Genomic DNA, 16,119 nt, shown 5'->3' with positions numbered 1-16,119 from the left:
GCTCTCCGGCTAATAGACATGTACTCTCTTGGTACAAGCTATAATAGATCTTCTGGCTGTTACAGTACGCGGCGTGATTTCAGGTAGGTTTTTTTCCAGTTACCCGAATTCAGATCGGAAATGGTCACGCCGGGTGAGCCGTAAGTGTGCAGGATCTTGCCATTGCCGGCATATACAGCCACATGGGTGACGTTCTTGCCGTTGGCCCGGCTTCCGCTGGAGAAGAACACCAGATCGCCGACACGCAGATTGGCTTTGCTGACCGATTTACCCACTTTAGATTGGGCAACGGACGTACGGGGCAGATCTACACCATATTTTTTGAAAATATATTGAGTAAAGGAGGAGCAGTCAAAATAACGTGTAGTTGAAGTGGAGGCACCGAACTGGTAACGCGTACCCAGATACTTTTTACCGAAGCTGACCACTTTGGAGCCAGTGGAAGATGCGGATACAGAATCGGCACTTACAGAATCCGCAGATACAGCATCAGCGGATACAGCTGAAGCGGCAGCAGGGGCTGTTCCTGCTCCGGTTGCGAGTAAGGCGCTGAACCCGATTGTTGTGCACAGACCAATTGTCATTGCTTGCTTGAACCAGTGTTGTTTATTCATGTTGTATACCTCCAAGGTTGTAATGAATTCTAGTAGTTTCGTTCGTCTGATTCGTAGTATAGCAGGTTATGACAGGCCTAAATTATGGAAGAGATGGGCTAAATGCAGGCGGGATATGCAATGTAAGCGTTTTATTAAAATCACATTAAAAGTTACAAAATATTAATATTTGCGTAGTGAGTTCGCCGAAAAAAGCCGGGAAACCCTTGATACACAAAGGGATTCCCGGCTTTACGATTTTGAAACAAAGGTTACAGCGATGTCTCCAAAAATCTATGTATTCAGTCCTTGCTCTGAATAATTAGCAGAAGTCCGCTCTCAATATGAACGGTTCCGCTCTGCTCCAGCAGCACATTGCTCACGGCCAGGGATTGCCCTAACTTGAGGGTGGCGTTCTCCAGAGGATATTGGAAGCCCTGAAGGGTGATGCCTGTTACCTCGGGAGTCAGAGGCAGCAAGGAGACATAGGAATACCCCCGTTCCTCTACAACCGCCTGAGAGCCGGTAAGCGTAATGTAGTTGTTCGCATCCATAATAGAGCAGGCTACCTGCCGTTGCAGTGCTCTTGTCATCATTTGAATGCTGGCCAGCGTATGGTCCATGCGCGTACCCGTTACCCCGATCATCAGAATAGACTGCGGCTGGAGGTTCAGGGCAAGATCCAGGGCCATTTCACTGTCGGTAAGGTCTTTGTTGACCGGATCACAGCTTATAGTCTTCTTGCTTCCCGCCTGAATCCGCTCCAGTGCCTCAGGAGAGACAGAATCGAAATCACCAACGGCAAGCTGGGGGGTGAAGCCATGATCAATCAGGAACAGCGCTCCCCGGTCAGCACCGATAATATAATCCTCTTCATCTAATAAGCGCAGGCATTCCGCGGTCAGTTCACCGCCTGCAACAATTACAATACGCCCGGATGGCAATAGCTCCCCCTCCTTGTTGTTCAATTAAGTTCATCATCCTGAACAGTATATAGCAGTTTCAAAAGTTGTACAATTGCCGCGCTGACGCTAAAATAGGGTTAGTGCGTCTGACCGCACCCATCCATTACGGATGATAAGGAATGCTTGAGCGCAGGAGGTGAGAGGGATCGTTAACGTGTTGTTTGTATGTCTGGGGAATATTTGCCGTTCGCCGATGGCGGAGGCTGTGCTGCGCAGCAAGATTGAACAGCGTCAGCTTACGGATCAGATTACAGTGGATTCTGCAGGAACGGGAGACTGGCATATCGGAAAAGCGCCGCATGAAGGGACAAGGCGTATCCTTGATCTGCATGGCATCAGCTATGAGCATATGAGAGCAAGGCTGGTAGCCAGTGAGGATTTCGAGAGATTCGAATATATCATCTGCATGGACAAGTCCAACGGGGAGAATGTGCGCAAAATTCCCGGCGGTGAGCAGTCCAAGCTGTTGTTCTTCATGGATCTGTTGCCGGATGAGGAGCTGCGTGAAGTGCCTGACCCGTATTTCACCGGTAATTTCGAGCAGGTCTATGATTTAATCAACGCCGGTTGTGATGTGCTGCTGGAACGGATTATTCAGGAGAAATAAATTATCCTTCTATTTCTCGCTGAAACGGTACCGTCCTTTAAAAGGACGGCAAAGCCGCTTCCACTTGGCAGGCATAGTGCTACAGCCGGACCGGTTGCCGTCCTTATGATTTAAGGAACGGCACCGTATGTCCGATTCGTGATGAAAGCGCAGTCAATCGTGTTGCATACATAAGTTCGTAAGATGTTCACTTTTGGGGTTCTATTTGCTGTTTCAGGAGCTGAAGAAATAGAGTAATGATTCCGGGAGCTCTTTTTGCCAAAAACCCCAAAGATGCTGACCGTCCTTCTCGCGGTAGGACACCGTGGCTCCCTTGGCTTCAAGCATGGCCTTGGTCTCCCGGTTCATCTCCACGAAATCATAGACGCCGGTATCGGTCTTATATTCGCGCTCTTGAAGCCCTACAACCATGTTGATCTGAAGCCAGGAGAGATCCTCCTCTTGTGATAGCAGCTCGCGGGTCTCGGGATAGTAGGCGCCGGAGAGGCTGAGCACACGGCTGAATAATCCCGGATACGCCAGCGCAAGGTGAAGGGAGACACTGCCGCCCAGGGAATCACCGGCTACGATCCGCTCCTCCGGTGTGCGCCGGACAGGATAATTATGTTCAATGAAGGGAATAATCTCTTCGGCGAAGCATGCAAGGTACTGCTTGAAGCGGCTGCCGAACGGAGCGTATTCAGCGGTGCGGACTGCCACGTTCACTTCGACGCCCACTATAATGAAGGGTTCCACATCCTGCTCCAGAATCAGCTGACCAGCCAAGGTGGCAATCCGGCCGAAGTTGAAGAATTCTTCACCGTCCTGGCAGTAGACGACGGGATAGCTGAGTACTTCATTATATCCGGGGGGAAGATAGATACGCAGCTTGCGCTCTTCCTGCAGGTGTTCGCTCCACAGTGTTTGTTTTACAATTGTACGTTTCAGAAAAACAGGTTCGCTCATTGTCAAATCGTCACCTTTCATGTCGGATTTTGCTTAAGACTTAGTGTTGCGTTAAAATTAACCAAGCGGCAAATGTGGGATATATCATTTACTTGATAAATATCCTTCAATCTGTTATAGGATATTTAAACGCCTGTTATACATACAAAATTTATGGAAACATAAATTTTATGCGTATTTCTTTGACGAAACAGATACAACAGGTGTATAATAATTCTATAACAGAGACCACTGATATTCAAATTTTTTTATTGAGGTGAAGATAATGACTAGAGTTCCTTATGAAGTGTATACAGAGGACGTTGAAGCCCTTACGGTTCTTTCCCCGGATGGAGAAATTATCAACAAGGAAATGATGCCTAACCTTACCGATGATCAATTGAAAGAAATTATGTACCGTATGGTATTTACCCGTACTTGGGATGACCGTGCTGTCAACCTGGGCCGTCAAGGCCGTCTCGGCTTCTATGCACCGGTATCCGGACAGGAAGCTACAATGATCGGCAGCGAGTACGCTTTGCAGAAGGAAGATTTCGTCTGCCCGGGCTACCGCGATATTCCACAGCTCGTATGGCATGGCCTTCCATTATATCAGGCGTTCCTGTATTCCCGCGGACATCAGCATGGCGGACAGATTCCTGATGGCGTTAATGTACTTATGCCGCAGATCATTATCGGAGCACAGATTCTTCATGCTACCGGTATTGCTATGGGCTTCAAATTGAAGAAACAGCAGAACGTTGCAATCACATATACCGGTGACGGCGGTTCGTCTGAAGGCGACTTCTACGAAGGCCTTAACTATGCAGGAGTATACAAGCTGCCGGTGATCTTCTTCGTTCAGAACAACGGCTATGCCATCACCACTCCGTTCTCGAAGCAGACAGCAGCGAAATCCATCGCCCACAAGGCAGTTGCCGCAGGGATTCCCGGAATCAAGATCGACGGTATGGACGTCTTTGCAGTAATCTCTGCTGTACAGCAGGCTGCTGAACGTGCCCGCAAAGGCGAAGGCGCCACACTGATCGAAGCGGTAACCTACCGTTTCCGTCCGCATTCCCTCTCCGATGATGCCAGTAAGTACCGTACGAAGGAAGAAGAAGGCCAATGGAATGAGAAAGATCCGATTGCCCGTCTTGCCAAGTACCTGGAGAAGAAAGGCCTCTGGACTGAAGAGGACACTCTGCGCGTAAGAGAAGAAGCGAAAGCTACTGTCAACGAGCAGATTAAGAAAGCAGAACAGACCGAAAAAATGACCATTCCCGGCTTGATCGACAGCATGTTCGAGGTAACTCCGAAACATCTTGAAGAACAAAAAGCCGATTTTGAATAAGGGGGATATCAGGCAATGGCACAGATGAATATGAAAGAAGCAATTCGTGACGCAATGCGCGTTGAACTGACTCGTGACCCCAATGTTCTTATCTTCGGAGAAGACGTTGGTAATGTAGGCGGCGTATTCCGTGTAACGGAAGGGCTGCAGAAGGAATTTGGCGAGGAGCGCGTCTTCGATACACCGCTGGCAGAGTCTGCCATTGGCGGTTTGGCTTTTGGTCTTGGCGTGCAGGGCTTCCGCCCGATCGCTGAGATCCAGTTCGTAGGCTTCATCTTTGAAGCTCTGGATCAGATCGTTATTCAGGCAGCGCGCCTGCGCTGGCGTTCCGGGGGCAAGTACAATGCTCCTGTAGTCTTCCGCACTCCATTCGGCGGCGGCGTTAAGGCAGCCGAGCTGCACACCGACTCCCTGGAAGGGCTGATTGCCCAGAGTCCTGGGATCAAGGTAGTTATTCCTTCTAATCCTTATGATGCGAAGGGACTGCTGATCGCTTCGATCCGCGACAATGACCCTGTATTCTTCATGGAGCACTTGAACCTGTACCATGCTTTCCGGGCAGAAGTGCCTGAAGGCGAGTATACCGTTGAACTCGGCAAAGCGAATGTAGTACGTGAAGGTACGGATGTATCTATCATTACCTACGGCCTAATGGTACATACAGCGACCAAAGCGGCCGATCAGCTCGAAAAAGAAGGCATCAAAGTCGAAATTATCGACCTTCGTACCGTTAGCCCGATTGATATCGACACCATTGTGGCTTCCATCAAGAAGACTAACCGCGCGATTGTTGTACAAGAAGCTCAGAAGAGCTCCGGCGTAGCCGCTGAGGTTATTGCCCAGATTAACGAAAAAGCTCTGCTGCACCTGGAAGCCCCTGTGCTTCGTGTGGCAGGTCCAGATACAATTTTCCCGTTTGCTCAAATCGAAGATACTTGGATTCCTACCCCTGCACGTGTCATCACGGCAGTTAAGAAAGTCATGGAATTCTAGGAAGTAACGACCTTGCCGTCCTTGTATAAAGGGCGGCAGCCGTTTCTGTCTTCTATCAAACAGGACTGTTGGAATAACTCAACATAATTTATAGGAGGTTATCAAGGTGGCAAAATTTGAGTACCGGTTCCCTGAGCTGGGCGAAGGTCTGCATGAAGGCGAAATTATCAAAATGCATATCAAAGCCGGCGACAAAGTAACCGATGACGATATCGTAATGGAAGTTCAGAACGACAAGGCGGTAGTAGAGGTTCCTTGTCCGGTCAACGGCACAGTGCTTGAAGTCTTCACCAAGGACGGACAAGTATGCCGTGTAGGGGAAGTTGTAGCCATTATTGAAGCAGAAGGCGACATCCCTGAGCAAGAGGGCGGCCATCCGGCAGAGCAGGCTTCCCAGGAAGCTGATGCAGCCAAGGGCGGAGCGGATACTACTTCTTCTCCGGCAACCAGCAGCCCGGCTACTGGCGGAGCAACGAACTTCGAATACAAGTTCCCTGAACTAGGCGAAGGCCTGCATGAAGGGGAAATCATCAAGATGCACATCAAGGTTGGAGACAAAATCACTGACGACGATATCATTATGGAAGTTCAGAATGATAAAGCAGTGGTGGAAGTTCCTTCTCCAGTCAACGGTACTGTAGTCGAAGTGTTCACCAAAGACGGCCAGATCTGCCGTGTAGGTGAAGTTGTGGCGATCATTGCTGCAGAAGGTGATGTTCCTCACGAGGAGGGCGGCCATGCTGAAGCATCCGGTGCCCAGGCAGCAGCTCCTTCCCAAAGTACTGCTCCGGCAGCGGCGGCAGCTCCAGCCCCTGACCGTGAAGTGTTGGCAACACCAAGCGTGCGCAAGTATGCCCGTGATAAGAGCGTAGATATCTCCAAGGTGAATGGCTCCGGCAAGAACGGTAAGATCACACTTGAAGATGTGGAAGCCTTCCTGAAGGGCGGTTCTACAGCCCCAGCGGCATCGGCTCCAGCAGCATCTGCACCAGCGGCGGCAGCACCGCAAGCCAAAGCCAAAGAAGCAGCACCGGCAGCAGCAGCTTCCGGCAATGCAAGTCTGGAAGAAGAACGCGTACCATTCAAGGGTATCCGTAAGGCGATTGCCAATGCCATGGTTAAATCGGCTTACACTGCACCGCATGTTACGATCATGGACGAAGTGGATGTTACGGAGCTCGTTGCTTTCCGTGCCCGCATGAAGCCGGTAGCCGAGAAGAAGGGCGTGAAGGTTACTTACCTCCCGTTCATCGTGAAGGCACTCGTGGCCGCTTCCCGTCAGTTCCCTGCGCTTAACGCGATGATTGACGAAGCTACGAACGAAATTGTCTACAAGAAATACTACAACATCGGTATTGCTACAGATACAGACAACGGCCTGATCGTTCCTGTCATCAAGGACGCTGACCGCAAGAGCATCTGGATGATCGCAAGCGCGATTTCAGATCTGGCTGTGCGCGGACGCGACGGCAAGCTGGCTCCGCATGAAATGAAGGGCAGCACGATCTCGATCAGCAATATCGGCTCTGCCGGCGGTATGTTCTTCACTCCGATCATCAACTTCCCTGAAGTTGCTATTCTCGGAACCGGACGTATCACTGAGAAGCCTGTTGTGAAGAACGGCGAAATCGTTGCAGCACCTGTAATGGCACTGTCCCTGAGCTTTGACCACCGGATTATTGACGGCGCAACAGCACAGAATTTCATGAATTACATTAAGACCCTGCTTGCAAATCCTGATATGTTAGTTATGGAGGTGTAATTAATGGTAGTCGGAGACGCTTCAATCGAAATTGACACATTGGTTATTGGTGCAGGTCCCGGCGGATATGTGGCGGCAATTCGTGCCGCCCAGCTCGGCCAAAAGGTCATCATTGTAGATAAATCGGAACTCGGCGGCGTGTGCTTGAACCGCGGCTGTATTCCTTCCAAGGCCCTGATCTCGGCCGCTCATCAATTCGAGGCTGCCCAGCACGGTGAAGTATTCGGTGTTACTGCCGAGAACGTTAAGGTGGACTGGTCTAAGACTCAGGCCTTCAAGAACGGCGTAGTCAAGAAAATGACTTCCGGCGTTACCAGCCTGATGAAGGGCAACAAGATCGAAGTATTCAGCGGAGAAGCTATGTTCATCAGCACAAACGAAGCCCGTCTGTTCAATGATCATGAATCCCCGCGTTACAAGTTTAATAACTGCATTATTGCAACGGGCTCCCGTCCGATTGAACTGAAGCCATTCCCGTTCGGCGGACGTATCCTGTCCTCCACGGAAGCGCTGGATCTGCCTGAAATTCCTAAGAGCATGATCGTTATCGGCGGCGGCTACATTGGTGCGGAGCTGGGTCAGATGTATTCCAAATTCGGCACCAAGGTTACCATCATTGAAGGGCTGGATACCGTTCTGCCTGGCTTCGATAAAGACATGACCCGTCTGGTTGCCAAGAATATGGCTAAGACTGGCATTGAAATTGTAACTAACGCCAAAGCCGAATCTGCGGTTCAGAACGACAAGGAAGTTACTGTAAAGTACTCCGTAGGCGGAGAGTCCAAAGAAGTGACTGCTGAATACCTGCTGGTAACCGTAGGACGCCGTCCGAATACTGACGGCGAGCTGGGCCTGGATCTGATCGGCGTTGAGCTGGATGACCGCGGTCTGGTGAAGGTAGACCATCAGGGACGGACTAATATTCCTAACATTTTCGCAATCGGCGATATCGTTCCGGGTCTTGCCCTGGCGCACAAAGCTTCTTACGAAGGTAAGATTGCTGCGGAAGCCATTGCCGGACACAAATCGGTTGTAGATTACAAGGTAATGCCGGCTGTAGTCTTCACAGATCCTGAATGCTCCAGCGTAGGTCTGACAGAGAAGGAAGCTAAGGATAAGGGCTATGCGGTTAAGGCCGGCAAGTTCCCGTTCGCAGGCAACGGCCGTGCCGTGTCCCTGAATGCTCCTGAAGGCTTCATCAAGATTGTAGCGAAGAGCGACAACAATCAGGTGCTCGGCGCACAAATCGTCGGTATTGAAGCTTCCAACCTGATCGCTGAGCTGGGTCTGGCGATTGAAATGGGCGCAACGCTTGAAGATATCGCACTGACCATCCATGCGCATCCAACCCTTGGCGAGATCGTTATGGAAGCGGCTGAGCTGGTAGAAGGCCACCCGATCCACGTAATGAAATAATAACCGCTTAAGCTTATGCGGTAAGAACACAAGAGGATGTTCCCGAAGCCATGCAGATGGTCAGGGAACATCCTCTTTTGACTGAGGTCACTGTCATGAACGTTCGGAAATAGCTGGCAGTCAGCCCAATTCGGGCAGAGAAATGTATGTTTTTTTGCGTATTTTTATCGTTAGGGAAGTTACAACGACCGTCAGCTCATGGTAAACTAATAGAAGAAAAAAGAGAGTGGGGTGTGATACGGCTTGCGTAATTACTTGGATTTATTGCAGGATATTCTCGACAACGGTACAGCTAAGAGCGACCGGACAGGTACAGGTACAGTGTCCGTCTTCGGGCGTCAGCTCCGCTTCGATCTGTCGAAGGGCTTCCCGCTGATGACCACCAAGCGCATTCATCTGAAATCGGTGGTACATGAGCTTCTATGGTTCCTCAAAGGGGATACCAATACAACGTATCTGAAGGAGAATGGCGTCTCGATCTGGGATGAATGGGCCGATGAGAACGGGGAGCTGGGACCGGTATACGGTTCGCAGTGGCGGGCGTGGGAGAGCAAGGACGGGCAGCATATCGATCAGATTGCGAATGTGATTGAGTCAATTAAGCATAATCCCGATTCACGGCGACATATCGTTAGTGCGTGGAATGTAGGCGAGATTGAGCAGATGAAGCTTCCGCCCTGCCATTTCGTGTTTCAGTTCTATGTAGCGGGCGGCAAGCTCTCCTGCATGCTTACGATGCGTTCGGTGGATACGTTCCTTGGTCTTCCGTTCAACATTGCCAGCTACGCGCTGCTTACCCATATGGTGGCGCAGCAGACGGGGCTTGAGGTCGGAGAATTCATCTGGTCCGGCGGAGATGTGCATATATATACAAATCATATGGAACAAGTGGCCACACAGCTTGCACGGGAGCCTTATGCGCTGCCGAAGCTTAACATCCGCAGAGTACCGGACAGTATTTTTGATTATACCTTTGAGGATTTTGAATTTACCGACTATGTCTATCATCCGGGAATCAAGGCACCGGTTGCTATATGAGCATTACCATGATATGGGCGATGGCCTCAAATGGCGTAATTGGCAAAAATAATGACATGCCCTGGCATTTGCCGCTGGATTTCGCTTATTTCAAAGCGGAGACACTCGGCAAACGGATGCTGATGGGCCGGAAAACCTGGGAGTCGCTGGGCAGCAAGCCGCTGAAGGGCCGTACCAGCCTGATTCTGACCCGCGATAAGAGCTTCGCACCCGAAGGGGCTGAGGTCATCCATACGCTGGCTGAGGCGCTGGCTGAGGGGCGCCAAGACGATGAGCTGATGGTGATCGGCGGAGCCGAGATCTATAGCCTGATGCTGCCGTATGCCGACAAGCTGCGTGTTACACGGATAGAGGCGGAGATTGAAGGCGATACGACATTCCCTGAGGTAGACTGGAGCCAGTGGAAGGAAGTTTCCAATACACCAGGACTCAAGAATGAGCAGAATCCGTATGATTATCGTTTTATGGTGTACGACCGCAAGGAGTGATAATGAAGCGTTTTCTCTGACACAAGATGTGAAATAGTACAAATAATCAGCAGATTAGTCCATTACAGTGCGAAAGTATTGAATGCTAATATAATTAAAATTAGAAATGGTGTACTATACATCAACACGAAGAGAACGGATGGGGGAAACGTATATATGTCTACACCTACTGGATTTATGGAGTATAAGCGCCAGCTCCCAGGGGACCGCGATCCCGAGCAGCGCGTGAAGGATTGGGAAGAATTCCACGAGCATCTGACCGAGGACGAGCTTCGGACCCAGGGTGCCCGTTGTATGGATTGCGGCACACCGTATTGCCACACCGGCATGGATATGAGCGGCGGTACTTCAGGCTGTCCCGTGCATAACCTGATTCCGGAGTGGAATAACCTGGTCTACCGTGGCTTGTGGAAGGAAGCACTGGAGCGCCTGCACAAGACCAATAACTTCCCTGAATTCACCGGCAGCATCTGTCCTGCACCCTGCGAGGGCTCCTGTACCGTCGGTCTGATTGGACAGCCTGTTACGATTAAGACGATCGAGCTGGCCATTGTGGACAAGGGCTTTGAAGAGGGCTGGGTAGTCCCGAGTCCGCCGGAGAAGCGTACAGGCAAACGGATCGCCATTGTCGGCTCCGGTCCGGCAGGACTGGCCGCAGCAGCCCAGCTGAACAAGGCGGGTCACACGGTAACGGTCTTTGAGCGCAGTGACCGTATCGGCGGACTTCTGATGTACGGCATCCCGACGATGAAGCTGGACAAACGTGTCGTACAGCGCCGTGTCGATCTGCTGGCTGCAGAAGGTATCGAGTTCGTGGTTAACACGGAGATTGGTAAAGACATTCCGGCGCAGCAGCTGGTGGATGAATATGATGCCGTTGTTCTCTGCGGCGGGGCTACCAAGGCAAGACGCTTCAACGTGGAGGGCCATGACCTCAAAGGGGTTATGTATGCCATGGATTACCTGAACGGCACGATCAAGAGCTATCTGAATTCCAATCTGGAGGATGGCAACTATGTATCCGCCGCAGGCAAGGACGTAATCGTGCTGGGCGGAGGCGACACAGGCTCTGACTGTGTAGCGACTTCCTTGCGGCATGGCTGCAATAGCATCACCCAGTTCGGCACACATGACAAAGCGCCGCTTACGCGTGATCCGATTGCCAACCCTTGGCCGCAGTTCCCGAATGTCTACACCCTGGATTATGCCCAGCAGGAAGCCAAAGCGGTCTTCGGTGAAGACCCGCGTGAATTCTCTATCATGACGACAAAGTTCGTCGGCGATGAAGAAGGCAACCTCAAGGAGCTGCACACGGTGCAGATCCGCCGGATGGTGGACGAGACAGGACGGAAGATCTACCAGCCGGTTCCGGGAACCGAGGCTGTCTATCCGGCCCAGCTGGCGCTGATCGCGATTGGCTTCGACGGACCGGAGCAGGATATCATTGAGCAGCTTAAGCTGGATACGGACCGCCGTACCAATGTGAAGGCCCGTTATGGCAAATTCAACACGAACGTGGATAAAGTATTCGCAGCCGGAGATATGCGCCGCGGGCAGAGTCTGGTCGTCTGGGCTATCAACGAGGGACGTGAAGCAGCGCGTGAAGTGGATAAATACCTGATGGGTTCGACTGTACTTGCTTAACCCTGTATGCACCAAAAAGCCGTCCTTCAGCATTGCTGAGAGACGGCTTTTTATTTTGCTGCTATATTATTGAATAGCCTTCACCGCTCACATGATTACGGGGGCTAGTCTTCCAGCTTGAACCGTTCAATCTTAAGCTGCAGATCGCCCGCCATCCTGGACAGCTCCGTAGAGGAGGCGGAGATCTCTTCCATGGAAGCGAGCTGTTCCTCTGTAGCTGCCGTTACACTCTGGAAGGCGTCAGAAGTAGAACGGGAGATGCCGGAGATCTCGTGAACGGAAGCGGCGACCTCCTGCGCTCCCGCTGACATCTGCTCGGTAATAGCCGAGATGTCATGCAGCTGGCTGTTAATTTTGGCCGTAGACTGTTCAATGCTGTTGAAGGATTCCTTGGCTTCGGCGGTAACCTGAATACCCAGCTCAACATCAGCTGCAACGGTATGCCGGATCGCTTCATAGGTCTGGTCGATCAACCGGGTCATCTGCTGGAGGGTATCTTGAATATCTCCGGCGGTATTCTTCGATTGATCGGCCAGCTTCCGCACCTCAGCAGCCACGACGGCGAAGCCCCGGCCCTGCTCTCCGGCCCGGGCCGCTTCAATGCCGGCGTTCAGCGACAGGAGATTCGTCTGTACGGCGATCGCCGAAATTGCACTGCTCATCGCGGACACCTCATCGTTCAAGCCGTTTAATTGCCCGATCAGCTGCGAAGAGTGGTGGGTAGAGGTCCGGATGGCATCCATTTGCTGGCTGACCTGTTCCATCTTCCGGCTGCCGCTGCGCACATCTGCTTCAGTGCTTGCGGAAGAATCGACGATGGAGGCGGCGGCTTCGGCGATCCTTTGAATACCGGAAGACATTTCCTCCATCGCGCGCGAGGTCTCTGCCATGGCCGAGGTCTGTGTCTGCGCACCCTCGGAGGAGTCCTGCACCAGTTCAGCCACGTAAGCGGTGGCTCTGGAGTTTTCTTCGGTGGTTGCATTCAATTGCTGGCTGGAGGCTGCGAGTTGTCCCGAGGTGTCCGAAATATCCGATACGATGCCGCGCAGAGAGCCTACCATCAGGTTGTAATTCTGTGCCAGCTGACCGATCTCATCCACCCGGTTCATCTGAATCTGCTCATTCAGATAGCCTTCGCTTACCCGCTGTGCAGAACGGTTCAGGCTGCGGATCGGCTTCGTGATGGAGCGGACAATCAAGTACATCAGGGTTAAGGCGACAATCAGGGCAACGGCCAGAACCATAAGTCCGGTATAGATAATGGGCTGTGAGGCATCCGAGAATTCTTGGGTAGGCAGGATGCCGACAATTTTGAAGCCGGTGTTCGGATCGGTTGTATAATAACCCTGCATGTCCATCTCCGTGTCCGGATTGGTATAGTGCAGGTCCCCGCTGTCGTTTGCCAGCATTTTCACTATATAATCTGCTACATCCTCACCAGCTGCTTTGCCGGGATAAGAGACGAATTTATCATTACGGTCCACAATGTAGAAGTAGCCGGTTTCACCCGGATGGGTAGTATGGATTCTTTCACTCATTGCCTTGAGATTGAGGCTTGTGGTCACGGCTCCTTTGCCATCCTCCAGCGAATGGGAGATGAACAGCGTATAATTGCCGGTTGTTGCGGAGACAAAAGGATCAATGATTGTAGTGGTACCGGCATTCTGCATGGACGCCTTATACCAGTCCCGTGTACGCGGATCATAATCCTGTTTGCCGGGGTCCGGAGCCTTCATCCAGGCACCTTGTTCGTTGCCCGCCGTAAGAATCTCAAGCTCAGGATGTGCCTTCATGAACTGATCGATGAGTGTGCGTGTTGCAGGAGCCTTCACATCGAGCCCGGAAGACTCAATCTGGCGGCTGAGCAAATCTACATTCCGCATAGCAGCGGATACATATTCTTGGATGGTCCCGGCGACCAGATCTACACTGGAATGCGTGGCTTTCTGCATTTTAAGCTCCAATTCCCGTTTCGCACTGGAATAGGAGAAATAACTGACCAAGAGGATCGGGATCACCAGCATAATGGTAAACAGCATCATCATTTGTCTTTGCAGTGATCGCGATCTGAGCTTGCCGGTGAAGCGGTTGACTGACTTGAACATTGGAACGGTTCCCCCTCTGGTACATGGAAATCGGCTGGTAGCTAGCCGTTTCTCTCTAAATACCTCAACTCATATTCGGTTTATCGACACATTCTTTTCAGATCTTAAGGATTTGGTGTAAAATATTTAATTGCATTCACAATCTATTCATCGCCCGCTTGACGCGGCCTCGAATATCGTATAGATTAAGAACCAACATTTATAACGTAACAGCGTTGACCAAGGACTTGGTATCCGTAAACGCCGGAACAGAGAGGGGATTCACCGGCTGAAAGATCCCCCGAGTGCGTAAGACACCAATCCTGCCTTGGAAGCTGCAGCTTATGCTGAAGATGGGCATAAGTCTGCCGGAACCGGCCGTTATCCGGTTTAGAGGACCGCAAACTTAGATAGTTTTGTGGTTGAAACAGGGTGGTAACACGGCGCATTCGTCCCTGACGGATGCGTCTTTTTTGCGTTCTCATTATGGCAGCGAAATGTTCTGGACCCGTTCACACTTATCGACGAAAGAGGCTGATCTGTATGCGTCAAACCAATCTATTAGTTACCACTCTGCGCGAAGCTCCTGCCGAAGCAGAGACAAGGAGCCACCAGCTGCTGCTGCGTGCCGGATATATCCGGCAGGTGGCCGCCGGGGTATACACCTATTTGCCGCTCGGACGGCGGGTGCTGCGCAGGATGGAGCAGATCGTGCGCCAGGAGATGGAGTCCGCCGGAGCGCAGGAGGTTCTCATGCCTTCGATGCAGCCGGCAGAGCTCTGGAGAGAATCGGAACGTTATGAGGTGTACGGCAAAGAGCTGATGAAGCTCCGGGACCGTCACGACCGTGAGTTCGTGCTGGGTCCGACCCATGAGGAAGTGGTTACAGCGCTAATGCGCGCAGAGATCAGCTCTTACCGGCGGCTGCCGGTGACTGTCTATCAGATTCAGACGAAGTTCCGGGATGAACGTCGTCCGCGCTCAGGGCTTCTGCGGGGCAGGGAATTCCTGATGAAGGATGCCTATTCGTTTGATACGGATTGGGAGGGCCTGGATCTGGCCTATCAGGTGATGTACAGCACTTATGAGCGGATCTTTGACCGCTGCGGCCTGAAGTACCGGGCTGTGCAGGCGAATGCCGGAGCGATTGGCGGCAAAGGCCAGAATCATGAATTTATGGCCCTGTCAGAGATAGGTGAGGATACGATAGCTGTGTGCTCCCTGTGCGGATATGCTGCGAATCTGGAGCAGGCGGAAGTGCGGAGCGGAGCCGAACCGGATAGACAAGATTTTGCCGGACGCCCTGCCCCTGAGCGATTGCATACGCCTGCCCAGAAGACTATTCAGCAGCTGGAGCAGGAGAGTCTGCTCAGACCGCAGGAGATCATCAAGACCTTAATCTACACTGGCGGAGGCAAGACAGTTGCTGTGCTGGTCCGTGGAGATCATGAGGTGAATGAGCTGAAGGTGCAAAAGTACCTCGGCTGCGGGGACATTACGCTGGCTGATGCCATGCATGTGCAGGAGGCTGCCGGAACCGGAAGCGGTTATGTCGGCCCTGCCGGCTTGTCCGTGCCTATCCTGGTGGATGCTGCTGTTGCAGCCATGACAGAAGCAGTCACAGGCGCGGGGGAAGAGGATTACCATCTGCGTGGAGTGGTGCCCGGCCGGGACTTTCCGCTGACGCAGGTAGGTGACTTCCGCAATGCAGTTGCTGGCGACAGCTGTCCGCAGTGCGGCGAAGGGGAGCTGGATTTCCAGCAGGGCATCGAGGTAGGGCATGTCTTCAAGCTGGGCACGGTCTACAGTGAAAAGCTGGGGGCAGATTATTTGGATGCAGACGGCCGCACCCGGCCTATGGTAATGGGCTGCTACGGCATCGGAATCTCCCGCTTGCTGGCCGCAGTGGCTGAGCAGAACAACGATGACCAGGGGCTGATCTGGCCGCAGGACCTAGCTCCGTATGCGGTTCATATTCTGCTGATGTCGGTCAAAGATACAGCGCAGCGTGAGCTGGCCGAAGCTCTGTATGCACGGCTGACCGCCTTGGGCATCGATACCCTGCTGGACGACCGCGATGAGCGGGCCGGGGTCAAATTCAAGGATGCCGGACTGATCGGTATACCGGTTGCGCTGGTGGTCGGCAAGCTGGCCGCAGAGCAAAGGATTGAATACATGGACCGGAGAACGGGTAACAAGGAAGTAGTTGATATGGGCGAGGCCGTGCTGCGCGTAAGCAGGCCTCAATAAT

13 protein-coding genes are annotated in these 16,119 nt (G+C 52.1%); 9 read left to right on the top strand and 4 right to left on the bottom strand.

What is annotated here, in order from left to right:
• Positions 1-59: 59 nt before the first annotated feature.
• Together NST69_RS16455 and NST69_RS16450 are read right to left on the bottom strand one after the other, a co-directional pair.
• Positions 60-614: a C40 family peptidase gene (locus NST69_RS16455; RefSeq protein ID WP_209873661.1), complete on the bottom strand. Its 555-nt coding sequence runs from the start codon at positions 612-614 to the stop codon at positions 60-62.
• Positions 615-895: 281 nt separating this feature from the next.
• Positions 896-1,537, bottom strand: coding sequence for a thiamine diphosphokinase (locus NST69_RS16450; RefSeq protein WP_036726443.1), 642 nt, complete (start codon positions 1,535-1,537; stop codon positions 896-898).
• Positions 1,538-1,703: 166 nt separating this feature from the next.
• Here NST69_RS16450 and NST69_RS16445 point away from each other — a divergent pair, with 166 nt between their 5' ends.
• A complete protein-coding gene (locus NST69_RS16445; RefSeq protein WP_036726628.1) occupies positions 1,704-2,165 on the top strand; it encodes a low molecular weight protein-tyrosine-phosphatase in 462 nt (153 codons plus the stop codon).
• Positions 2,166-2,378: 213 nt separating this feature from the next.
• On the opposite strand, the gene NST69_RS16440 is transcribed toward NST69_RS16445, so the two are convergent.
• Positions 2,379-3,110, bottom strand: coding sequence for an alpha/beta hydrolase-fold protein (locus tag NST69_RS16440; RefSeq protein WP_342546238.1), 732 nt, complete (start codon positions 3,108-3,110; stop codon positions 2,379-2,381).
• A 265-nt stretch (positions 3,111-3,375) separates the two neighbouring features.
• Here NST69_RS16440 and pdhA point away from each other — a divergent pair, with 265 nt between their 5' ends.
• The 7 genes from pdhA (at position 3,376) to NST69_RS16405 (ending at position 11,784) form a co-directional block, all read left to right on the top strand.
• Complete coding sequence (pdhA, locus tag NST69_RS16435; RefSeq protein WP_036726447.1) at positions 3,376-4,443, top strand: pyruvate dehydrogenase (acetyl-transferring) E1 component subunit alpha; 1,068 nt, start codon at positions 3,376-3,378, stop codon at positions 4,441-4,443.
• Between the two features lie 15 nt (positions 4,444-4,458).
• Positions 4,459-5,436, top strand: a complete 978-nt coding sequence (locus NST69_RS16430; protein WP_036726449.1) for an alpha-ketoacid dehydrogenase subunit beta — start codon at positions 4,459-4,461, stop codon at positions 5,434-5,436.
• A 106-nt stretch (positions 5,437-5,542) separates the two neighbouring features.
• Positions 5,543-7,198, top strand: coding sequence for a 2-oxo acid dehydrogenase subunit E2 (locus tag NST69_RS16425; protein ID WP_342546236.1), 1,656 nt, complete (start codon positions 5,543-5,545; stop codon positions 7,196-7,198).
• Between the two features lie 3 nt (positions 7,199-7,201).
• The gene (gene lpdA, locus NST69_RS16420) at positions 7,202-8,614 is read left to right on the top strand and encodes a dihydrolipoyl dehydrogenase (RefSeq protein ID WP_076079331.1); all 1,413 of its coding nucleotides are present in this window, start codon (positions 7,202-7,204) and stop codon (positions 8,612-8,614) included.
• 243 nt (positions 8,615-8,857) lie between these two features.
• On the top strand, positions 8,858-9,652 hold the full coding sequence (gene thyA / locus NST69_RS16415; protein ID WP_209873674.1) for a thymidylate synthase: 795 nt from the start codon (positions 8,858-8,860) through the stop codon (positions 9,650-9,652).
• Complete coding sequence (locus tag NST69_RS16410; RefSeq protein WP_342546233.1) at positions 9,649-10,140, top strand: dihydrofolate reductase; 492 nt, start codon at positions 9,649-9,651, stop codon at positions 10,138-10,140. The genes thyA and NST69_RS16410 overlap by 4 nt, the downstream gene beginning before the upstream one ends.
• Before the next feature lie 156 nt (positions 10,141-10,296).
• A complete protein-coding gene (locus NST69_RS16405; protein WP_036726458.1) occupies positions 10,297-11,784 on the top strand; it encodes a glutamate synthase subunit beta in 1,488 nt (495 codons plus the stop codon).
• 104 nt (positions 11,785-11,888) lie between these two features.
• On the opposite strand, the gene NST69_RS16400 is transcribed toward NST69_RS16405, so the two are convergent.
• Positions 11,889-13,889 carry a methyl-accepting chemotaxis protein gene (locus NST69_RS16400; RefSeq protein WP_342546232.1) on the bottom strand — a complete coding sequence of 667 codons (2,001 nt, stop codon included), beginning with the start codon at positions 13,887-13,889 and terminating at the stop codon, positions 11,889-11,891.
• Positions 13,890-14,411: 522 nt separating this feature from the next.
• On the opposite strand from NST69_RS16400, the gene NST69_RS16395 reads away from it, so the two are divergent.
• Positions 14,412-16,118 (top strand): proline--tRNA ligase, encoded by a 1,707-nt coding sequence (locus NST69_RS16395; protein ID WP_342546231.1) that lies wholly within the window; start codon positions 14,412-14,414, stop codon positions 16,116-16,118.
• Position 16,119: the final 1 nt, after the last annotated feature.

The organism is Paenibacillus sp. FSL P2-0089, from assembly GCF_038595095.1.
GTDB classification, from domain to species: Bacteria; Bacillota; Bacilli; order Paenibacillales; family Paenibacillaceae; genus Paenibacillus_AQ; species Paenibacillus_AQ silagei.
The sequence above is the reverse complement of the archived record's forward strand: the minus strand, read 5'-3'. Positions and strand labels throughout refer to the sequence as shown.

What these genes read in the sequence shown, in the direction of transcription:
- NST69_RS16455 (WP_209873661.1), bottom strand. Translation starts at nt 614, where the DNA reads ATGAATAAACAACACTGGTTCAAGCAAGCAATGACAATTGGTCTGTGC.
- NST69_RS16440 (WP_342546238.1), bottom strand. Translation starts at nt 3,110, where the DNA reads ATGAGCGAACCTGTTTTTCTGAAACGTACAATTGTAAAACAAACACTG.
- pdhA (WP_036726447.1), top strand. Translation starts at nt 3,376, where the DNA reads ATGACTAGAGTTCCTTATGAAGTGTATACAGAGGACGTTGAAGCCCTT.
- NST69_RS16430 (WP_036726449.1), top strand. Translation starts at nt 4,459, where the DNA reads ATGGCACAGATGAATATGAAAGAAGCAATTCGTGACGCAATGCGCGTT.
- lpdA (WP_076079331.1), top strand. Translation starts at nt 7,202, where the DNA reads ATGGTAGTCGGAGACGCTTCAATCGAAATTGACACATTGGTTATTGGT.
- NST69_RS16410 (WP_342546233.1), top strand. Translation starts at nt 9,649, where the DNA reads ATGAGCATTACCATGATATGGGCGATGGCCTCAAATGGCGTAATTGGC.
- NST69_RS16405 (WP_036726458.1), top strand. Translation starts at nt 10,297, where the DNA reads ATGTCTACACCTACTGGATTTATGGAGTATAAGCGCCAGCTCCCAGGG.
- NST69_RS16400 (WP_342546232.1), bottom strand. Translation starts at nt 13,889, where the DNA reads ATGTTCAAGTCAGTCAACCGCTTCACCGGCAAGCTCAGATCGCGATCA.
- NST69_RS16395 (WP_342546231.1), top strand. Translation starts at nt 14,412, where the DNA reads ATGCGTCAAACCAATCTATTAGTTACCACTCTGCGCGAAGCTCCTGCC.